The organism is Maricurvus nonylphenolicus, assembly GCF_042854845.1.
Classification (GTDB): domain Bacteria; phylum Pseudomonadota; class Gammaproteobacteria; order Pseudomonadales; family Cellvibrionaceae; genus Maricurvus; species Maricurvus nonylphenolicus.
This window is the reverse complement of record NZ_AP031498.1, coordinates 3023739-3044725: the sequence shown is the minus strand read 5'-3', so window position 1 is coordinate 3044725 and position 20987 is coordinate 3023739. Positions and strand designations below refer to the sequence as shown.

Sequence of the window (20987 nt, the reverse complement as noted above, 5' to 3'; positions counted from 1 at the left end):
CTGTTGATTTTAAGGGGGAAACAGAGCTATCAAGTGCGCTGCATAATACCCGAACTGGGTGTTAATGCAAGGGGTCTAAGGTTACGCTACTTGTTTTTTAAGTCTTGCCTAGATTTATTGGCTGAATAATTAGCTATTATCTTAGATTTCAATCTATAAGGGTCAGTATATTGGCTGTTATATCCTTTTCTCTGTGATTATATAACCATAGAGCCATTACTAGTTCAGAGCTGATATGCGCTGTTTTCCACTCAAATTGTTCTGGTGCGCCGTAGGGTATTTACTTTGACAGTATTCAGTGTGGTCGTCCGATATAAGTTATGGCTTCTGCTTACCGGCTGGCTATGACCAAATTGAGAAGCTTTCAATAGGATTGGGACAATGTAGGTGCTTTGAGACTGTGAGACGCTAATTGTTGCATTAGTGTCAAATAAACACAGGAGACAAGCATGACTGCGTCTAGCTCTATCAATGATCCTATTCAGCTAATCGGAGCTACAGGTTCACCATACACCCAGAAAATGGTGGCGCTGTTGCGTTATCGTCATATCCCATATCGAATTATGTGGGGGGATCCAGCGACGACTTTAGATGCTATGGGTATCGAAAAACCCAAAATTGCATTTATGCCGACTGTTTTGCTGCCAAATGATGAGGGTAAGTTGGTAGCGGTTTGTGACTCGACGCCTATTATTCATCGCCTGGAAGGTGAAAAGTCTGATCGTTCAGTGGTGCCCGCTGATCCTGTACTGGCATTTTTAAACTTTGTGCTTGAGGATTTCGCTGACGAGTGGTTTACCAAGTGCATGTTTCACTATCGCTGGTATTACGAGCAGGACGCTCTTAATGCTGGGCGGATACTCTCGGCGGGCATTGACATTACTCAGTCAGATGAGACGCTTCAGCAGTTTAATGACTTCTTTAGTCAGCGTCAGATCGAAAGGCTTAAATTTGTCGGCTCTAACGATACTACAGCACCAATTATCGATGCCAGCTATCGCAGAATAGTGACATTGCTCGATAAGCATTACCAGACCTCTCCTTACCTGCTGGGTTCACGTCCAGGGTCTTCAGATTTCGCATTGTTTGGGCAGCTTACCCAATTGGTTGGGGTTGATCCAACGCCTAGGGCTATCACGCATGATTTATCTTCCCGAACAGTTGCCTGGGTTTTATCAATGTATGACCTGTGCGGCCTAGAGCCAGAAGAAAGCGGTTGGCTGCAAAAAGAGGCTCTTCCTGAGTCTTTAAAGGCAATATTTGAAGAAGTGGGCCGTACTTATGTTCCTGCACTGTTAGCTAATGCAAAAGCTATAGCGGCAGGGGATAAAGAGTGGCAAACAGAGATCGACGGATGTGTTTGGACTCAACAAAGCTTCCCTTATCAAGGTAAGTGTCTGAAGTGGATCCGAGAAGAGTTCCAGGCGTTATCTGCCGAAGATCAGAAAATAGTAGAAAACTTCCTTGCCGGAACCGGTTGCGAACCTCTGCTGCTGGGTAATCAATAAATTCTGAAAATCTATTCTGAGGCTGGAAATGAGTTTACTTCCTTTTAAATCTAAATATAAACCATCAAATACGCTAGACCTTAAATGCTGTAGAGCCTTGGTTATCACCACCAGTCACGGCAGCCTGGATAAGCTTGATCCCGACAGTGGTACCGTTATCAAAAAAGGCAAACCAACAGGGGTTTATGCGTCGGAGATGACGGATCCATACTATGTATTTCTAGATGCTGGGATGGATGTTGATATTGCGAGCATTCAGGGGGGAGAGATTCCTATCGAACCTGGGTCACTGAATATTCCCTTACGGACTGAGTATGATAAGCGTTATATCATGGATCCCCTTGCTCAGCGTAAAGTGAAAAACTCGCTCAAAATTGATGATCTCGACTTTCGTGATTACGATATTATCATGATGGCTGGAGGCTGGGGAGCTGCCTATGATCTGGCTCAGTCGTCTGTTCTTAGTAAAAAAGTGAGCGAGGCCTACGAGGCTGGAAAAATTCTGGGCGGCATTTGTCATGGTGGCTTAGGGTTTATAGGTGCTGTTAAGCCCGATGGTAGCCCGCTGGTTGAAGGTGTGAAAATGACAGCCGTGACCGATCGCCAAGTCAAGCAACTGGGTATCGGTCTCACCCCTAAGCATCCAGAAACCGAGTTGCGCCGTGAGGGTGCTGATTTTAAATGTAATAGCAAAGGTTTAGTTGAGTTTTTCAACGACCACGTTGAAGTTGATGAGCAGCACCGGATTGTAACGGGCCAAAATCAAAAAGGTGGTGTTGAAGCTTCGGATCGGGCTTTGATGTTGCTGCATAAGCTTTCTGCATAGCTTACGTTACGCTTAGCATAGCCCCTGCCTCACTTGATTTGGAGGTCAGGGGCTTTTTTGTGTGGGTGGAATGGTCAGAATTATTAGAAAATACTGGGATATCTAATTACGTTACGATGCTTCTGAGGTGAGCAGGGATTTCTGTAATTCGCTTTTAACAAATTTTCCACTGGCGTTACGGGGTAGGGGCGTTGGTAAAATCCATATGTAACGAGGCACTTTATAGGCGGCCATTTTAGTTTGGCAGAGGTCCCTAACGGCCCCAGCAGAGATAGGGGTGGATGGTGAAGGAAATATCGCTACACCGACTTCTTCGCCCAAGCGATCATCAGGAACGGAGAATACACAACATTCTGCGATGCCTTCCATCTGGTGGATTGCCTCTTCTACTTCAGAGCAGTATACATTTTCTCCGCCGCGCAAAACCATGTCTTTAGCTCTGTCTACCAGATATAAGGAGTTGTCCTGATCCAGGTAGCCTATATCTCCAGTATGTAGCCAGCCGTCACTAATGGTTTCAACGGTGGCTTTAGTGCGGTTCAAATAACCTTTAATAACTTGAGGGCCGCGTATGCAAATCTCCCCGGTTTCGCCTGCTGGTAAATCATTGCCATCGTCGTCAATGCACTTGATGTCAAGTATCGGTGACACAACTCCTGCACTATTTGGCTTTTCTGTTAAATAGCCGCCATAGCTGCCACACACCATGCCTGAGGTTTCGGTCATGCCGTAACCCTGTGCTGGCATGATGTCCCCTTGCTGTTCAATCTTGTTAATGATGTCGGTTTGTACGGCAGCGCCACCGCCTGCAAGGGCTGATAGGGTGCTGGTATTGTATTGTGCAAAGCTTGGGTGGTTTATTATCTCTCTGCACATGGTGGGAACGCCAGTAAAGGTTGTAATGCCTTCTTGTTCGATAATGCGCAGCGCTTCTCCGGCATCCCACTTATACATGTGCACCAGTTTTCCTCCGGAGGCTGTAATGCCATGGGCCATGCTGTTATTGGCGGTAACATGAAATAGCGGGGTGGCGACAATTCCGGCTGGTGGAGCATCTTCTTCAGGGTTGGGTAGTGGTTGGTCGTTGAGGATGGCCTGAGAGGTTTGCTGGCAGACTCGGGTGAATAGTGCGCTAAACACTTGGTTGCTACATCCTCGATGGGTAAGTTGGGCGCCTTTAGGTGTGCCCGTCGTACCTGAGGTATAAAAGATGCAGGCATCATCATCAGGATGAATGCTCACTTCGGGCATGTTTGGTTCAATATCCAGCATTGTGCCCCAGTCTTTCGTCCATGACGGAGGGTTTTCTACACGAACGGTAACAACGGCTAGCTTAGGAAGTTCTTCGCGAATCTGGCAAAAGCGTTCCAGTCGTTCCTTATCGCAGATTAGTAGTTTTGCATTAGAGTCTATTAGGCCAAATGCTAGTTCATCGGCAACCCACCAAGCATTCATGCCTACGGGAACGGCGCCAATACAAATTGTCGCCCAGTAAGCAAGCATCCATTCCGGGTAGTTACGCATCGCGATGGCTACACGATCATGTTGCTTGATGCCGTTACTTACCAGCCAGTTAGCAATCTTGGCCACTTGTTGGTGGGCTTCAGCATAAGTCCAGCGTTCATCCTGGAAAACCAGATAATCTTTATCAGCATGAACTGCAGTGCTTAGCCAAAGATCTCTAAGTGAGCCTGGGGCATTTACCCAGAATTTTAGTGGCATGCCAGCTATTTCGGTAGTGGAGATCTCAAACATTTCTCCTTTCGAAGTCATGGCGGCAGTGATTTCTTTAAGTTTGGGAAATAATTCTTTGTTGTTAGACATAGTTTTACGACCAACGTTTGATTGTGTATTGCGGAAATTTTCTGAGCGTGAGGCAGTTACTTACACTGCCTCCGTTGTCTTTTCAGTGGCAGGAGATGCATTTGAATGCTTGTCAGTCTTAAAATAATCTCTGATGCAATCTGGTTTTTCGAGACTGATAAAATGATCGGTACCCTGGGTTTCAATAATCTCTACTTTGGCTGAATTGGATGCACTATTGATCATCGCCTTACGCCATAAAACACTATCTCTTTCACCTGCAAACAGGGTTACCTTGTTAAAGTTTTCATAGCTCTCATAGCCGGTTTTGGCTTGCCATTGAATAATATCTTTGCCGCTGGTTAAGGCGGTGCGGTACTGTTTGGGGGCAAGGGGAAGGTAGAGAAAGAGCTCTTCTTTAATGCGGCTGCTGGTCCACATAGTAGGTGATTTCAGCATGGTTGCCTTAGGTATATATCGCATCAACGCAATGAGAAATGGAAACAAAAAGAAGCCGACAGGTTGTAGCTTCTTTTCCATATTACCAGCCATTTTTCCCTTGGGGACCACGGCAGCTTCCAGGATGGCTTCCAATTGTTTGGTCCGTTGGGGTTGCTGATTGCCTGTTTCCAGTACCACTGCACCTCCTCTCGAGTGGCCGTGTATTACAGTGTTTTCGCCATAAGTCATATGCTCAATCACCTGGTTAACACAGTGTGCATCATGAGCGATGGTTCCAGGTGTGTAGGGTGGGGGGGTAAACCAGTCTGGACAAGTGCTGGAAGTCACAGAAAAGGGGTTATGATAGTTGGCATTGTTAATGATAATCAGGCGTGCAGGTGTATTGTGGTAGAGCGCTAAAAAATAGCGCATATCTTCCAAAAAACCCGGGAAGCAGATGATCGTTTTTTGTTTAACGAGCTCGGCATCTAAATGTGAACGGTCCGGTAAGCAGGCAAGATTGTGGCCTAATTGAAGGATAGTTCCCTTGAATTCTTCTGTATGAGTTTTTGGCCAGCGGACATATAGTAGAGCCAACCTAAGTCCGAGTATTACTAAAACGAAGACTGCTAGGGAGATAAGTATGTACATGCATTCTCCTGCGAGAAGTGACGTCATAAGCTACGCCCTCGGGCGCAGCTTATGACAATTAGCCTCTTGTTGATTGATCTGTATCTGATTTTATTTGTAGTCAAATACACCATTGTTCAAATCAACTTTTGGCAGTTCTTCTCGCTCTACCCAGTAGTCTTGTGACAGTTGCCAGTCTTCACCTGGGCCTCGCTTCGGCAATAGGTGCATTGAACGCATCAGATAACTTGGGTTGAATACCTCTGGATCGCCCCAAGGACGTAGTGGCTTATCCAGATCTTCTTCAGGCAGCTTTACACTGACTTCACTGATATTGTTGTTATCCATGTGATTCAGCATTCGACAAATGAAGTCGCTGATTAAATCTACACGCAGTGTCCAGCTTGCTCTAAAGTAACCCATAATCCAGGCCATATTAGGAACACCAGTAAACATCATGCCGCGGTAGTTAACTGTATTGCCAAAATCAACAGGGGTATTATCAACACTAAATTCGATACCGCCGAATACGCTAATGTTAAAACCTGTTGCGGATACGATAATGTCTGCCGTTAATTCCTTACCTGATTTCAGCGTGATTCCCTTTTCGGTAAAGCATTCGATTTCATCGGTTACCATGGTGACTTGGCCACTATTGATACCCTTGAATAAGTCCCCATTGGGAATAGCTGCAATACGTTGACGCCAGGCGTTATAGCGAGGCGTAAAGTGGGTTCCAACATCGAAGCCTTCATTCAGCTGGGCTTTAACACCTTTAATCAGTTCCTGGTTGGCAACGTCAGGATAGGCTGCGCAGAATTGGATAAAGTCAAACTGCTCTTTAAGGACTTGTTTGCGAGCGATGTCGTGAACCAGGTCGGGCTCTACGTCCAGTTCGCGTAATTGGGTTGCTAAAGCGTTGTCATTCGGGCGGGCAAAGAAGTAGGTGGGTGAGCGCTGCAAGACGGTTACATGCTTACAATCGCCAGCGATGGCCGGGGCGACTGTAGCTGTTGTGGCGCCTGAGCCAATGATGATAACCTCTTTGTCTGCGTAGTTGAGATCTTCTGGCCAGTGCTGAGGGTGAATAAGCTTGCCTTCGAATTTTTCGACACCTGGCCACTCAGGCACATAGCCCTTATTGTGATCATAGTAACCCTGACACATCCACAGGAAATTGGTTGTGAAATGACAGGTTTCGCCTGAAGCCTTATTATTAACGCTCAAGGTCCACAATTGCTTTTCGCTACACCAGTCTGCTGCCAGGACTTCGTGTTGGTAGCGAATACGGTCTTTAAGTTCCGCTTCTGATATGACCTCGCCCAAATATTTGAGGATCGCTTCTCCAGTCGCAATGGGCGCATCAACCCAAGGTTTAAAGCGATAGCCGAAGGTAAACATGTCACTATCGGAGCGTATACCAGGATATTTATGAGTAAGCCAGGTGCCTCCATAGCTTTCAAGGCTGTCTAATACGCAAAAGCTCTTATCGGGGCATTGATCACTAAGGTGACGCGCAGCCCCAATACCAGAAATGCCTGCACCGACAATTAATACATCGAAATGTTGGGTGGTTTTACTCATGATAACTATTCCGCTAATCGTTAATACTTCGTGCGAAATCGGCGTTAATACCGTATTTGCAGTTTTCTATCGATTTCTATGTTAATTGACAGGGTGAGGTCGAGGGGGGTTAAATACGATCACTATGGGGGTTAAATCCTGTCAGTACAGAAGGGCGAAAATCAATGCAATCCTATTATTTGTCAGTGCTAGTTGAGCTTATGGCTGAATTTGGCGTTAGTGAACAGCAGCTGTTTGAGGGCACAGGCTTCGAAGGTGTCGCGCAGACACCTTTTCAGCAGTTGAAGGCTGATGAGGTGGCTAGATTACAAAAAATTGTGTGTAGTAACGCGCTAAAGCTATCGGGAAATCCTCAATTAGGAGTGCTTCTTGGGACTGGCTTTGATGTTGCGTCTCAAGGGATTATTGGTTACGCATTGATGAGCAGTTCTACGGTGGGGGATGCGTTAAAATTCCTGGTCACCTATAACCACGAGATAATGCCTAGTGTTGATATTGAGCTAAATAGTGTTCCCGATGGTGTCGAGGTGATCGTGCATGGTCGTCAATTAAGCAAAGAGCTAGAGCGTTTCTTCTGTGAAACCCTTTATACGGTCATGATATTCAATGGTTCGATTTTGACGAGTGGCGAGCAAGGCGAGTTCAGATTGGATCTGGATTATATGCCTGCGGGTAGTTTATCGCGATATAAGGATGTATTCGGTTCTGCAGTCTCTTTTAATGCTCAGAGGCGTGTTCTCTTCTTCAATAATGATGCACTAAATGTCCCGGTTTCAACGGCTAACCCTCACGTAAAGGCAATTTTTGAGCGTGAGTGTGAGCGTTTATTTCTTCATGATCACCATCAAGGCAGTTTGAGGGAAAGAGTTCAGCAGCTTTTATTACAATCAGGTTCTGAATTTCCCTGTGCAGCCAAGTTAGCTAAACAGTTGCATATGAGTGAAAGCACATTGCATCGCCGCTTAAGTAAAGAAGGTTTTCGTTATCAGCAGGTAATGGATCATATTCGATATCGCCTTGCCACTGAATACTTGTGTAGTACGTCCCTACCTGTTTCAGAGGTCGCATACTTGTTAGGGTTTAGTGATGTTGCCAATTTTCGTCGCTCGTTTAAGCGCTGGGCCAATAAAACCCCAACAGAAGTGCGCCAGCAGAATATAGATAACTAAAGTATTGACCAAATCGCAAGCGGGCGAACATATTAGAGCCATATCAGTTAATTGATTTGATCTTTATGCTGAGAGCTATAAGGCAACTATTGAAGTCAATTATTTTATTTATTGGTTTCATATTTCGTACTTTAGTTAAGATAAGGTTCTAAGATGATTTCTCTCAAGCGTGAAGGGGATGTTTGTATTCTCACTGTCAGTGAGTTATTGGATTTGGAAACTGTACAGGGAATGCATGAGGTGCTTGACCAGGTTGAGCAAAGTACTGATGCTGAGATCCTGATTCTCACAGGGGCGGGGAAGTTCTTTAATAATGGTCTAAACCTGCCATTTCTCATGAATCTGGACGCTGATCAGCAACAGGAATTTAATCAGCAGTTGACACGTTTATTTGGTCGTTTGTTAGGTTTTCCGTTACCAACTGTTGCAGCAATTAATGGTCATGCTTTTGCTGGGGGGGCTGTTCTTGCAGCGGTATGTGATATGCGCATTATGCGTCAAGATCGTGGTTGGTGGTGTCTTAATGAGGTCAATGTTGGGGTGCCGATTGTGGAGTCGGTAATGGCCATGTTGTCAGCGAAAATGCCAAAACATGTGTTGTCTGAGGTTGTGCTAACTGGGCGCCGTTATACCGCTGCAGAGGCAAAGGCTGCAGGTATTGTTGATGCAACAGCTTCAGAGGATGGGTTATTTGAGGCGGCATGTAATGTTGCTGCAGGTATGGCAGGTAAAGAGCGCGGAATCTTTACCTCTCTCAAGCGAACACTCTATTCAGAGGAAATCGCTGGTCTTATGCCGTAGAGGGGTGGTAATAGTAATGTTGAGTCGTTATTAGAAATATGCTTGCTAGTATTTCTTCTTCTAAGTGAGCTCCCTCTACTGACCCACTTGCATTGATGGGGTCTCACTTGGGTCAGTTGTTCTTATGGTGCACATTATCTAATATCTGCCCCTCAGCAGCTCACTTGGTTGCTACAATAACAAAGACAGCAAATACTATTCTTGCGACTGAAGGAATCCCAATGGCTCAACGGTCCTTTACTTCGGTATGGGTTGACCTCCTCAAAGATGGATTACAACAACTGCATGTGGATGTTGATGAAGTCTTTGGGCGAATCGTTATGCAAATGGAGGATATACCTGGTAAAAGCGGGTTGCCATCCAGGGTCAGTTTTGATGATCGTAATATGTTGTGGCGGACTATTGAGGATGTCTCTGGTGATCCGGATATTGGATTGCATTTGGGGGAAGTGATTCGCTATCACACAGGTGATATTACCCAGTATCTGTTTCTCAGTAGCGCGACTTTTGGTGAGGCGATCACTCGGTGTAGTAAATATACAAAATTAATGAGTGATACCTGGGTAATTAGCCATCAGTTGGACGGGGAGAGTTGTAGTATAGGCTTTGTTTTCCAGCATGCTTCCGCCGATAGCTTGCGTCATGCCAATGAGGCAACGATGGTTGTGTTAACGCGTTTTTTTGACTATGTCACTTCCGGCGCCTTCGAAGTGGAGCGCATTGAATTTACTCATTCAGAGCCAGCTTCTACTGCTGAGCATCAGCGAATATTTAACTGCCCTATCAGTTTTGGTGCTGATGTAAATAGCATTTGGTTTCCAAATGCGTTGCTTGATTGTGAGTCATTACATGCTCAGCCTGCAATGTTAAGGATGCATGAGCAAGTGATATCGGAACAGTTGTCCAATCTTGAACGTCGAGCTCTACTTGATCAGGTGCAGGACGTGATTGCGGGCTTGCTTGATCATGAAGAGGTGAGCGCCCAGAAGGTAGCGGAGTGTTTGAATATCACGCCAAACAACCTTCGCTATCAGTTGTCGGATATGGGCACCAGTTTTAATCAGTTGTTTGCGGATTATCGCGTCCGTCTGGCAAAAAAGTTACTTGCCGAAACGGATGAGTCCATTGATCGGATCGTTTACCTTACCGGCTTTTCCGAGCCAAGCCCCTTTTACCGTGCGTTTAAGCGTTGGACGGGCATGACGCCCATTGTCTACCGAGAAAAGTACGGCAAGTAACAGCCTGTATCGCCTTCCTGATTAAGCTCTTCATTGTCCTGATCGTGAGGAATTGACCTAAGTGGCAGCGTCCAACTGTCATTTGGGCAATGTATCTCGGATTCCGTTATGGGACTCTGTGCTTATGAGAAAAGAATCAGATGAAGGGCTAGAGCCCTTAGCAGGAGGAAACATGATTGATTTGTATACCGCACCAACCCCTAATGGCTGGAAGGCATCCGTAATCCTGGAGGAGTTGGAATTACCGTATCAGTGCCATACCGTCAATCTTCTTGAAGATGAACAAAAAAAGCCTGATTTTCTTGACATAAACCCTAACGGTAAGATTCCGGCCATCGTTGACCGTGAAGAGGATAATTTTGCTGTCTTTGAGTCTGGTGCAATTCTCATTTATTTGGCTGAGAAAACCGGAAAGCTCCTTCCGTCAGATATTAAGGGGCGTGCCGAAGTGATGCAGTGGCTGATGTTTCAGATGGGAGGCGTTGGCCCTATGATGGGGCAGGCCAATGTGTTCTTCCGCTACTTCCCTGAAAAGATTCAGCCGGTTATTGATCGCTACCAAAATGAAGTAAAACGCTTATTTACTGTATTGGATACGCGCTTAGCGGATAGTGAATATCTGACTGCGGATTTTAGTATTGCTGATATTGCTAACTGGTGCTGGGTACGCAGTCATAAGTGGTCAGGTGTTGGTGTCGAGGAGTTGCCTCACTTGCAACGCTGGATGGCTTTGCTTGATGATCGGCCAGCCTGTAATAAAGGGGTTAAGGTGCCTTTTGATATGGATGCGATAATGAAAGGGGATGGTGAGGCTAAAAAGTCATTCAGTCAAAATGCCCGAAAGGTGGTTGAAGGTGCTGAATAAGCCAGCAAAATATACGATCAGCTGGATTTAAGAGTTCAAAAATATCTGTGTGTCAAATAAGTCAAAGAATTTATTGTTGGAGTTAAAATGATTGTATTACATGGTGTGTCTGCATCTCCGTATGTGCGTAAGGTACTGTTCGCTTTACGGTTGAAAGGTTTATCGTTTGAGCACTTGCAGCAAATGCCATTCGCAAATGATCCAGAATTTAACAAAATTAGCCCCTTAGGCAAGGTTCCTGCTCTACAGGATGGTGATTTAACAATCTGTGATTCAACGGTAATTTGTGAATATCTTGAGGATGCTTATCCTAAGGCGCCTATTTATCCATGTCTACCTGCAGATAGGGCAAAAGCTCGTTGGGTTGAAGAGTATTGCGGTAGTCGTGTAACTGAATTGGCAACAGGGATTTTCTTTCAGCGGGTAATGCGACCTATGGTTTTTCAACAGGAAGCCGATGAGAAATTGGTGGCAAAAATTATTGGTACCGACATGCCGCCAGTGTTTGAGTATCTTGAATCATTGATACCTGCTGAAGGCTACTTATTTGGTGATGTTGGTTTGGCTGATGTCAGCCTGGTAAGTCCTTTCATTAATGCCAGTTATGCAGGTTTTGAAGTCGATGCAGAAAGATGGCCCAAACTTAGCGCTTTTATTGAGAAGGTGAAATCTCACGAGATTATGCAGAGTTTGCTTGGGGCTGAAGCGGTTGTGCTTGAAAGCAATGGTCTTTGAGGGTTTTCTGACTGTCATTTCAGCTATATGTTTGTCGCAAACTAAACATGCAATGAGCGGAAAATCATGAAGTCACTGACCTTTATTATTGCATCAGTATTATTTGGTTTGATTTCGCAGGTACATGCTGAGCCTGAATCTGTGCTAGGGCTCTGGCTCTCCAAGAAGGAGGGCAAAGCCAGCCCCGTGGTTGAGCTGTATCTGGAGCATGGAAAATTGCAGGGTAGAGTGGTGGATTTTTTGCTGTCACCTGATGAATCTGAGCCAGTTTGCAATACCTGTGATGACGAGCGCCAAGGTAAATCGGTGCGAGGTATGAAAATTCTTTCCGGTTTCAAATGGAATGGAGAGAAATGGGTTGGCGGGCGCATATTTTCGCCAGAAAGGAATAAGGAATTTAATTGTGAATTATGGCGTGAAGGTGAAGTACTTAAGTTACATGTGAGTGCCGGCTTTATTTCGCAAACAAAAGTATGGTACCGCAGGTAAGTGTCAATATAGCAATGTATGAGGCTCTTAATGTTTAAGAGATGTTTGATCGCATTATTGTTTTTAATACCGGTTCTAGGATCTGTTATCTGGTTCAATCGTATTGATCTTTTACTTGCATTTGTAAAGTATCAGAGTCAGAAAGATGCCAATATTGGTCCCAATCGAGAGGTGGTGTGGGCCCAAGGGCCTTCAATAGAAAGCTCTCCGGATGCTGAGCGTCCTCCCAATATCATTCTGATTGTTGCGGATGATTTGGGTTTTAACGATATTTCCACATTTGGTGGAGGACTGGCTGACGGTCGAGTACAAACCCCAAGTATTGATCAACTTGCTGCAGAGGGGGCAGTATTTACCCAGGCCTATGCTGGTAATGCGACATGCGCGCCGTCCAGGGCAATGATTATGACGGGGCGATACCAGGCGCATACCGGTTATGAATTTACACCTATGCCATCGGGTATGGCCCCGATTGTTAGTATGGTTGCCAATAGTCTTGATACTGGGTTGCCCACAATCACACATCCTTCAGAAGAGGAGGGGACGGTACCTTTTGATCAAATGAGCCTACCTTCTGAAGAGGTAACTATTGCAGAAATACTGCAGGACAATGGTTATCAGACTGCTCATATAGGTAAGTGGCATTTGGGATACACCCCAGGGTCTACGCCTAATGATCAAGGCTTTGATGAAAGCCTATTGTTAGCGGGAGGGCTTTATCTGCCTGAAGATGATCCAAATGTGGTTAACGCAAGGGTGGAATTTGACCCCATTGACCGTTTCCTGTGGTCTCGACTTAATTACGGTGCCTCGTTTAATACGGGTACAAAAGACCGTTTCGAGCCAAAGGGTTATCTCACTGATTACTATACGAATGAATCCATAAAATTTATTCAAGCCAACAGGAACCAGCCTTTCTTTTTGTATTTAGCCCATTGGGGGCCGCACACGCCTCTCCAGGCAACCCGTGAAGACTATGAGGCTGTAGGCGATATTAAACCTCACCGTTTGCGCGTGTATGCAGCCATGATCCGGGCTATTGATCGCAGCGTTGGTGAAATTATGGCGGCTCTTGAGGCTGAAGGTTTGGCGGAAAATACCGTGGTTATGTTTACCAGTGATAATGGCGGTGCCGGTTATATCGGCTTGGAAGATGTCAATAAGCCTTTCCGAGGTTGGAAGGCTACGATGTTCGAAGGTGGGCTGCGCGTTCCCATGTTTGTTAAGTGGCCAGCAAACATACCGGCCGGAACAAAAATAGACGCTCCCGTTGCACATATCGACATGATGCCAACCCTTTCGTCTGTAGCGAGTGCAGAATTACCCGAAAGTCTGGAGATTGACGGTGTTGATCTGATGCCGTTGGCTACAGGCGAGAGTGAAGAGTTGGGGCGTAAGACTTTATTCTGGCAAAGTAGCCATTACCGTGCTGTTCGCCATGGTGATTGGAAGTTGCAGGTGTCTGAGCGACCAAATAAGGCCTGGTTGTATAATCTTGTCGATGATCCTACGGAGCAAAACAACTTGGCGGAGCTTCGTAAGGATAAATACGAGGAGCTAATGGCATTGCTGGTGGAGCATCGCTCTACATCGCGTAAGCCTCTCTATCCTTCAGAAGTAGAGATGCCAGTCACTATCGACAAGTCTTTGGCGCAGCCATATCAGAAGGGTGACGAATACATTTATTGGCCTAATTAATGTAGTTAACTCACTGCTCTCATTTGCAGTGAGTTAACCTCTCACCACTTGCCGGGCGTAATCACGCCTTCGGCTTTTCTTTCTCTGTCTTTTTCTTTCATTTTCAATTGCTTGTTTTAATTCTTCGCCTGCATTGTTAGTAACAGTAATGGGCCTTAAGGCAGTTGGTCGTTTGCTGTATAGCGCTATTGCTCGAACTATTATATTGACTAGGTTGCAGGTATGAGTTCGTAGCAAAGACAATGGATTAACTCTTCGTTTTCTTCACTATTAGTTAAGTAGGTATTCATAACTACTACAACCCTACCTAATAAAGGTGAGCCTAAATTTAGCACTCATATAATGAGGGGAGAGCTACATGAAGAGCGATATGAAAAAAATAAACAAAAATATATTATCAGTAAGTATAGCTTCTGCTATGGCAGTGGCTTCTGCACCTCAGGTCCTAGCCGAAGATTTACTGCTTGAAGAAATTGTTGTAACAGCACAAAAGCGTGCTCAGAGTTTGCAGGATGTTCCTATTTCCATTAGTGCAATGGACGGTGAAAAGATGTCTGAGGTGGGTATTTCCAATCTGGAAGATATGTCTGCCTACGTTCCTAACTTTCAACAGGCTAACTCGCCACTGGGTCAAATCATTTCTATTCGTGGTATCAGCTCAGGTATTAACCAGGGTTTTGAGCAGTCAGTAGTACAATATTTTGATGATATCGCCATGGGTCGTGGTCCTATGGCTCGTACGCCACTGTTTGATTTGGAACGAGTAGAGATTCTCCGCGGGCCTCAGAACGTACTGTTTGGTAAGAATAGTATTGGTGGTGCTATTTCAGTCACTACGGCTAAGCCTACTGATGAATTTGAAGGTAGTGTGCAGGTTGATTACGAGCCTACCTTTGGCCGAAATGAAGTGCAGGCCGTTGTTTCTGGTGGTTTGACCGATGATCTGTACGCTCGATTAGCCGTTAGATCTGCAAGTGATGATGGTTACTATGAGAATACAACTACCGGTGATGATGAGCAGCAGAAAGAAGAGCTGACCGCACGTCTAACACTGGCGTGGGAGCCGGCGGATGACCTGTCTGCAACCCTGAAATTAGAGCATAGCAGTTTTGATTTTGAAGGTATGGGTAGTGAGCTGATCGGCGGTTATGATTCTGCTGCTGGTGCAAGCTATACCGAGGCGTTAGATGCGTTGGCTGCAAGCACCGGATTAGATATTGGTGAAGGTGAAGGGACATCAAACCTCGAACGTCAGACATCTTTTGGTGAGCACAGTGATAATGAGTCGAACCAGATTGTATTGACGGTGAATAAAGATTACGACAATTTTACGCTGACCAGTGTGACAGGGTATATCGGTTATGAATATGAAGAACTGACCGATGGTGATATGACCGGCTATGATATGTTAGAAATTCACTCTAACGAGGAGTTTGATCAGTTTAGCCAGGAAATCCGCTTTACCTCACCTGGTGGCGAGACCGTCGACTGGATTGCCGGTGCCTACTTCCAGACTTGGGATCTGGATTATGGTCAAGAAGTGCCTAGTGGCGAAGATAATGTATTCTCGGCGATAAGTGCGCAGGCCGCTCTTGGTATTCCTGCCGCGACAGGCTTTGATCCTTCTAATCCTGCTAATGTATATCCGTACTACGGCGTTAATCCACTTCTTGTAGCTGCTAACCCTGCTATTGCCAGTGGCCTGTTTGCTTACTCGCTGGTAGAAGGTGAAAACACCAGCAGCTTACGAAACTATAAAGGCACAAGTGATACCTACTCTGTCTTTGGTCAAGCAACCTGGAACTATAGTGAGGAGTTACGTTTTACCTTTGGTGCTAGATACACCTTAGAGGAAAAGGATGCCGAGCGTGACCTGGCAATCTATGATATCAGTGGCGGTGGTTACGCCCCTGCAAGTGCAGGTGCGCTAGCAATGCAGTCGACAGTGTTTGGTACTCAACCACACGCTGTTGAGGGTGATCGCCGCGAAGAATCTGTAACGGGTTCAGCAATCGTTGAGTGGGATGCAACTGCCGAGATGATGGTTTATGCCTCTGTAAGCAATGGCTTTAAAGCCGGTGGTTTTGATGCCCGTGCGAGCTCGCCTGATAACTTTGAGTACGAAGATGAAAGTGTAATTACATACGAAATTGGTACAAAAACTGAGCTGATGGGCGGTCGTGGAGAGCTGAATGCTGCTCTTTTCTACAGCGATTACAGCGATCTTCAGGTGAGTCAGTTTGACGGTTCTGTTTCATTTGCAGTGGGTAATGCCGCAGCAGCGGTTAGCCAGGGTATTGAGCTGGATGGTCGTTTTATGATTACGCCAGAATTGATGCTGATCGGTTCAATGGCCTATCTGGATTTCAGCTTTGAAGAATATGAAGACGGTGCATGTCCAAGTAAAGTTACTTTAGATACAAGCGCAATTTCCTGTGATTACAGCGGTAAGCCGGCAACGTTTGCGCCTGAGTGGACCGCGTCGATTACGCTGGATTATCAGCGCCCTCTGTCTGACTTGATCAATTTGCGTATGACGATGGATACGTCCTATCGTTCAGAGCAGTATATTGAGGCGACTTTGGATCCATACCTGCTTCAGGACAGTGAAACCAATTTCAATGCCCGCATCGCTCTTGAGTCGGAGCAGTGGATGGTGGCACTCGTCGGCAAAAACCTGACAGACAATGACAGCTATAGTTATGGCTACTCAGCACCATTATCAGGCTCTTCATTTATCGGTGCGCCAAGTTTCATTGGGCATCAAGTAAGACCTCGTTCTTACACCATCCAAGTTAAATATAATTTTTAATTAAAACCTCTTCTCTCTCTTTGCCGCAAGCTTGCTTGCGGCTTTTTTTCTGAATTTACAGAAGCTCTTTATTGATATATGGCTTTCATCGTAACGATAACCAAGCCAGAGCATTGTAGGTAGGATTCTAGTATGAAGCATCAATATCATCTTTATGGCTCCGATAGTTCCATGTTTACCGCGAAAGTTCGAGGATATATGAACTACAAAGGGCTTGATTATGAGCTTAAGAAGATAGGCCTCTATGATCTGGCGGTACGCTTGCCCAAGAAGATTGGGGCTTCGGCCATGCCAGCATTAAAGGATTCGGCCGGTGAGTGGTTTGGTGATTCAACGGAAATTATTGAGGAACTGGAACGCCGACATCCATTTCGTTCGATTGGTACTGTCTCGGCTCGACAAATGATTGCTGTCATGCTTTTTGAGGCTTGGGTGGATGAGTCCTGGATGGTGATCTCCTTGCACACTCGCTGGTCATACCAGGAAAATATACCTGGGATTCGTAAAGAAATGGCTAATGCGATGATACCGATTGGTCCCCAGTGGTTAAAAAATGCGGTCATTTCTAAAGCGCTCGAAACCAGAATCCGTGAGTCAATGCCAAAAGTCGGTATCATTCCTGAACAGATAGAGACCTTGGAAAAGTGGATGGTCTCATTATTGGACTTGTTAGAGGCCCATTTCTCTAAACACGCCTATCTTTTTGGCGGTAGACCAACAATCGCAGATTATTCCTTGTTTGGACCTTTATTTGCTCACCTCAACCGCGATCCCTGGCCAAAGCGTGAATTGATGAGCTCTCGTCCTAATTTACAAACCTATTCTGAGCGACTATTCCGTGGAGATGATCCAGTCGGGGACTTACCAACAGACGGTAGTATTCCGGATACGCTTGACCCAATTTTCCGAATTATATTCAGTGAATTTTTCCCTTTAGTGAGAAAAACAGTTACTGCGGTAGAGGAACTCGTTACTAATAAAGGTTTTCAGCCAGGCGATTCGCTGCCCCGTGGTGTTGATAAAATTACCTCCCCGATGGGGGATAGTACCTTTACCAAGGGCAGTGTGACTTACACCTTGTGGATGATGCAGCGGATTCAGACGTATTATCAGAACCTGTCTGAAACTGATAAACAGGATGTTGCAAACTGGTTTAAAGAAATGGGGCAGTCAGATTTGCTGGAAATGAATCTGGGGCCTAAGCTTGAGCGCGATGGTTTAAGTACCCGTTTAGCGAAATAGCCCTGAAGTACAAATAGTTGCTAGGTGTTTATTGACTATGCATTTATTTCAGTTTGATAGATTTCTGAAAATTTCAATATTTTTATATTTCGTTACTGTGGTTGTGCCCATGACGCTCGCGCAGGGCGATACATCGCGTCGGCCTAATGTCGTGATGATTATGGTTGATGATGCAGGCTTGATGGACTTTGCTCCATTTGGCGGTGAGGCGCATATGCCTAATATTCAAAAGCTTGCGGACGAGGGTACACGTTTTACAGGTTATCGAACATCGCCACTTTGCGCACCGTCTCGCGCGATGTTTTTAACTGGTATCGACAATCACCGTACGGGCATCGCCAGTATCCCTGAAGTGCTACCAAAAGAACATGAGGGTAAACCGGGCTATTCCATGGTGTTGGAACCTGGTGTTAAAACCATTGCCGACAGGCTTCGCGATAGTGGTTATCGTACTTACATGACAGGTAAGTGGCATCTGGGAGAAAAAGTGTCTGACTTGCCTGTTAGTCACGGATTTGATCGCTCTTTTGCGCTTGCCGCATCCGGTGCGGATAACTGGGAGCAGCGGCCTTATATGCCTTACTATGAAACGGCGCCCTGGTTTGAGGATGATCAACCTGCGACCTTACCGGAAGACTTTTATTCCTCTAAATTCATTGTTGATAAAATGATGGAATATATTGGTGATGAAGATCATGAGGGTAATAAACCATTCCTTGCCTATTTAGCGTTCCAAGCTATTCATGTTCCCATTCAAGCCCCCCGTGAATTCACTGAACATTATGAGGGCGTATACGATCAAGGTTGGCACGCTTTACGTGAAGCTCGTTGGCAAAAAGCACAGTCTTTAGGGTTGATTCCTGAAGGTGTTCCACTTGCGGAAATGCCAGAGCAATTGCGTGAGTGGGATCAGCTTACCGACCAAGAGCGTCGCTATTACTCGAAAGCTATGGCGGTAAATGCCGGTATGCTGGAGGCGATGGATCATCATGTTGGCCGTTTTATGGCTTGGTTGGCTTCCCGTGGTGAACTTGATAATACGATCTTTGTTGTTACTTCAGACAATGGCCCTGAGTTTAATGATGTTATCCATTCACCCGGAGTAGACCTGTGGTTTGCGACCAGTGGCTATCGTCATGATATAGAAACCATGGGCGAAAAAGGTAGCCTGGTTTCTATCGGCCCAGAGTGGGCGTTGGCGGGAGCCTCGCCAAGTAACCTGTTCAAGTTTCACAGCACTGATGGCGGTATTCGAGTGCCATTAATTATTGCTGGCCCAAAAATGCCTAAAGGTCAGATCCAGAAATCGTTAAGCATGGTGACGGACATTGTGCCGACTGTATTGGATTATTTACAGATACCTTCTGATGCAGGCATCGAAACAGGCAGTGTTTCCATAACGGGTCGTAGTCTTAAGCCAGTCATAAACGGAGAGGCCGAGCATATCTATGGGCCAGATGATGCCGTGGCTATTGAGGTGGCCGGTAATGCCGCGCTATTTAAAGGGCAATACAAATTAACCCGCAATCTTCCTGCTTATGGTGATGGCCAGTGGCGTCTTTATGATCTGGGCAAGGATCCAGGGGAAACTCAGGATATATCAGAGGCTAATCCTGCAGTATTCGAGGAGTTGATGGCAGACTATAAAGTTTATACCGAAGATTTCGGTGTTCTGGAGATGCCAGAAGGGTATAACGCTGTTGATCAAATTATGAGTAACATCGTCCGTAAGATGTTGGCATCCAATTGGTTCCTCATATCCATTGGCATTGGTTTATTGTTTTTGGCCGTTGTATTTACTTATAGGCGTATTCGAGCGTGAATGGTGAAAAATTGGTTGCGGTAGAACGCTTGAGTAATAATCCGCTTTGATATGAGGATTTATAATGTCTCCATTAAAAATTAAAGTTGGTAAAGCAGTTGTATCAGTGGTTTGGGTAATGGTGATTGCGTCATTACTAATACCTGATGTGATGCCATTTTCTGAGGTGTTCATTGGTGTCGGTATTTTTATAACCGTGGTTCATATTCTTCAGGTTGTTGTATATGGAAAACGCTTTACAGCGCCTTCTGATTACCTGTACACCATTATCTTTGGCATGTTGCATCTGGAAACATTGTCTGAAAAGTCCAGATAACCTTCGTTTGTCTAGACTTGGGCCATAAGACATTTCAATAAATAGAGCAGAGTTGTAACATGATTGCAGATATTCTCATTCAAATAGCTATTCCTTGCTCAATGTTCTTATTGATGCTTGGGATGGGTATTACCCTCACGGTAAGCGATTTTCGTCGAGTGTTGCTTGTTCCCAAGCCTGTTATTATTGGCTTGGTTGTACAGCTCTTGCTTATGCCTGCGATTGGGTTTGGTTTGGCTTTGGGGTTTGGTCTGTCCGCTATGCTGGCGGCAGGTTTAATCGCCGTCGCTGCCTGTCCGGGTGGTACAGCTTCGAATGTGTTTGCGCATGTGGGCAAGGGCGATGCTGCGCTCTCCATTACCCTCACCGCTACAGCCACATTTGCTACCTTGTTTACGTTACCGCTATGGATGAATTACTCCTTAGCGCATTTTGGCGAATCCCAAACGCATATCGTCATGCCTATTTTGGATACGGCCATTCAGTTGGGCGCATTTACCGTGTTGCCTGTCGTTATTGGTATGTGGGTAAGGCATATGTGGCCTGCTTCTCTGGGGTGGGAGAAATTACTTACCAAGGTAAGTGTGGTAACTATGTTCTTGTCATTTCTCCTGATGGGAATTCTTGATGAGGATGACGCCTTTAGTCATGTGGGGCAGGTGTTTACGCCAACTGTATTGTTTTTTGTCATTGCGATTGCTTTGGGTTTTTCTGTACCCAGATTCCTTGGGGTGAGTACAAAGGCCAGTGTTACCATTGCTGTAGAGGTTTGTGTTAAAAATATTCTGCTCTCGCTCTTTCTGGCGACGAGTTCCTTAAAAAGTGTAGACGCTTCTTTGGCGTCAGTCGTGGCATCAGTGGTTATTGTGCCTGGCGGCTTTCTGATTATGTTTCTTTACAGGCTTTGGTCCTCTGAAGAGGAGGGAGAAGGGGCTTCAAGAGTATCTTCTTGAGATTGGGCTGGCTGAGTAAGGGGGCTGAACAGTACCCCCTTTGCCTTCCCTGGCG

The 20987-nt window shown here is 45.6% G+C and carries 17 protein-coding genes; 14 read left to right on the top strand and 3 right to left on the bottom strand.

Annotation, left to right across the window (positions count from 1 at the left end):
- The first annotated feature begins 449 nt into the window (after window positions 1-449).
- Together ACGHZ6_RS13315 and ACGHZ6_RS13310 are read left to right on the top strand one after the other, a co-directional pair.
- A complete protein-coding gene (locus ACGHZ6_RS13315; protein ID WP_390614454.1) occupies window positions 450-1508 on the top strand; it encodes a glutathione S-transferase family protein in 1059 nt (352 codons plus the stop codon).
- Window positions 1509-1536: 28 nt separating this feature from the next.
- Entirely contained in the window at window positions 1537-2334 is a 798-nt protein-coding gene (locus tag ACGHZ6_RS13310; RefSeq protein WP_390614453.1) for a type 1 glutamine amidotransferase domain-containing protein, read from the top strand.
- Window positions 2335-2445: 111 nt separating this feature from the next.
- Here ACGHZ6_RS13310 and ACGHZ6_RS13305 read toward each other — a convergent pair whose 3' ends face one another.
- The 3 genes from ACGHZ6_RS13305 to ACGHZ6_RS13295 form a co-directional block, all read right to left on the bottom strand.
- On the bottom strand, window positions 2446-4158 hold the full coding sequence (locus tag ACGHZ6_RS13305) for a class I adenylate-forming enzyme family protein (protein WP_390614452.1): 1713 nt from the start codon (window positions 4156-4158) through the stop codon (window positions 2446-2448).
- 60 nt (window positions 4159-4218) lie between these two features.
- Window positions 4219-5229, bottom strand: a complete 1011-nt coding sequence (locus ACGHZ6_RS13300) for an alpha/beta hydrolase (protein ID WP_390614451.1) — start codon at window positions 5227-5229, stop codon at window positions 4219-4221.
- A 90-nt stretch (window positions 5230-5319) separates the two neighbouring features.
- Complete coding sequence (locus ACGHZ6_RS13295; protein ID WP_390614450.1) at window positions 5320-6792, bottom strand: flavin-containing monooxygenase; 1473 nt, start codon at window positions 6790-6792, stop codon at window positions 5320-5322.
- A gap of 164 nt (window positions 6793-6956) precedes the next feature.
- Between ACGHZ6_RS13295 and ACGHZ6_RS13290 the strand changes: the two genes are divergently transcribed.
- The 12 genes from ACGHZ6_RS13290 (at window position 6957) to ACGHZ6_RS13235 (ending at window position 20932) form a co-directional block, all read left to right on the top strand.
- Window positions 6957-7961, top strand: coding sequence for an AraC family transcriptional regulator ligand-binding domain-containing protein (locus ACGHZ6_RS13290; RefSeq protein ID WP_390614449.1), 1005 nt, complete (start codon window positions 6957-6959; stop codon window positions 7959-7961).
- 153 nt (window positions 7962-8114) lie between these two features.
- Window positions 8115-8762, top strand: a complete 648-nt coding sequence (locus tag ACGHZ6_RS13285) for an enoyl-CoA hydratase/isomerase family protein (RefSeq protein WP_390614448.1) — start codon at window positions 8115-8117, stop codon at window positions 8760-8762.
- A 221-nt stretch (window positions 8763-8983) separates the two neighbouring features.
- Window positions 8984-10000, top strand: a complete 1017-nt coding sequence (locus ACGHZ6_RS13280; protein WP_390614447.1) for an AraC family transcriptional regulator — start codon at window positions 8984-8986, stop codon at window positions 9998-10000.
- Between the two features lie 172 nt (window positions 10001-10172).
- Window positions 10173-10865 carry a glutathione S-transferase family protein gene (locus tag ACGHZ6_RS13275; protein WP_390614446.1) on the top strand — a complete coding sequence of 231 codons (693 nt, stop codon included), beginning with the start codon at window positions 10173-10175 and terminating at the stop codon, window positions 10863-10865.
- Window positions 10866-10952: 87 nt separating this feature from the next.
- Complete coding sequence (locus tag ACGHZ6_RS13270; RefSeq protein ID WP_390614445.1) at window positions 10953-11600, top strand: glutathione S-transferase family protein; 648 nt, start codon at window positions 10953-10955, stop codon at window positions 11598-11600.
- A 66-nt stretch (window positions 11601-11666) separates the two neighbouring features.
- Window positions 11667-12089 (top strand): DUF2147 domain-containing protein, encoded by a 423-nt coding sequence (locus ACGHZ6_RS13265; protein ID WP_390614444.1) that lies wholly within the window; start codon window positions 11667-11669, stop codon window positions 12087-12089.
- A gap of 45 nt (window positions 12090-12134) precedes the next feature.
- Window positions 12135-13787 (top strand): sulfatase, encoded by a 1653-nt coding sequence (locus ACGHZ6_RS13260; RefSeq protein ID WP_390614442.1) that lies wholly within the window; start codon window positions 12135-12137, stop codon window positions 13785-13787.
- A 370-nt stretch (window positions 13788-14157) separates the two neighbouring features.
- The gene (locus ACGHZ6_RS13255) at window positions 14158-16599 is read left to right on the top strand and encodes a TonB-dependent receptor (protein WP_390614441.1); all 2442 of its coding nucleotides are present in this window, start codon (window positions 14158-14160) and stop codon (window positions 16597-16599) included.
- A gap of 132 nt (window positions 16600-16731) precedes the next feature.
- Entirely contained in the window at window positions 16732-17841 is a 1110-nt protein-coding gene (locus ACGHZ6_RS13250; RefSeq protein WP_390614440.1) for a glutathione S-transferase family protein, read from the top strand.
- Window positions 17842-17950: 109 nt separating this feature from the next.
- Window positions 17951-19663 carry an arylsulfatase gene (locus ACGHZ6_RS13245; RefSeq protein ID WP_390614439.1) on the top strand — a complete coding sequence of 571 codons (1713 nt, stop codon included), beginning with the start codon at window positions 17951-17953 and terminating at the stop codon, window positions 19661-19663.
- Window positions 19664-19727: 64 nt separating this feature from the next.
- Complete coding sequence (locus ACGHZ6_RS13240) at window positions 19728-19979, top strand: DUF1145 domain-containing protein (protein ID WP_390614438.1); 252 nt, start codon at window positions 19728-19730, stop codon at window positions 19977-19979.
- Between the two features lie 59 nt (window positions 19980-20038).
- Window positions 20039-20932, top strand: a complete 894-nt coding sequence (locus tag ACGHZ6_RS13235) for a bile acid:sodium symporter family protein (protein ID WP_390614437.1) — start codon at window positions 20039-20041, stop codon at window positions 20930-20932.
- Window positions 20933-20987 lie beyond the last annotated feature (55 nt).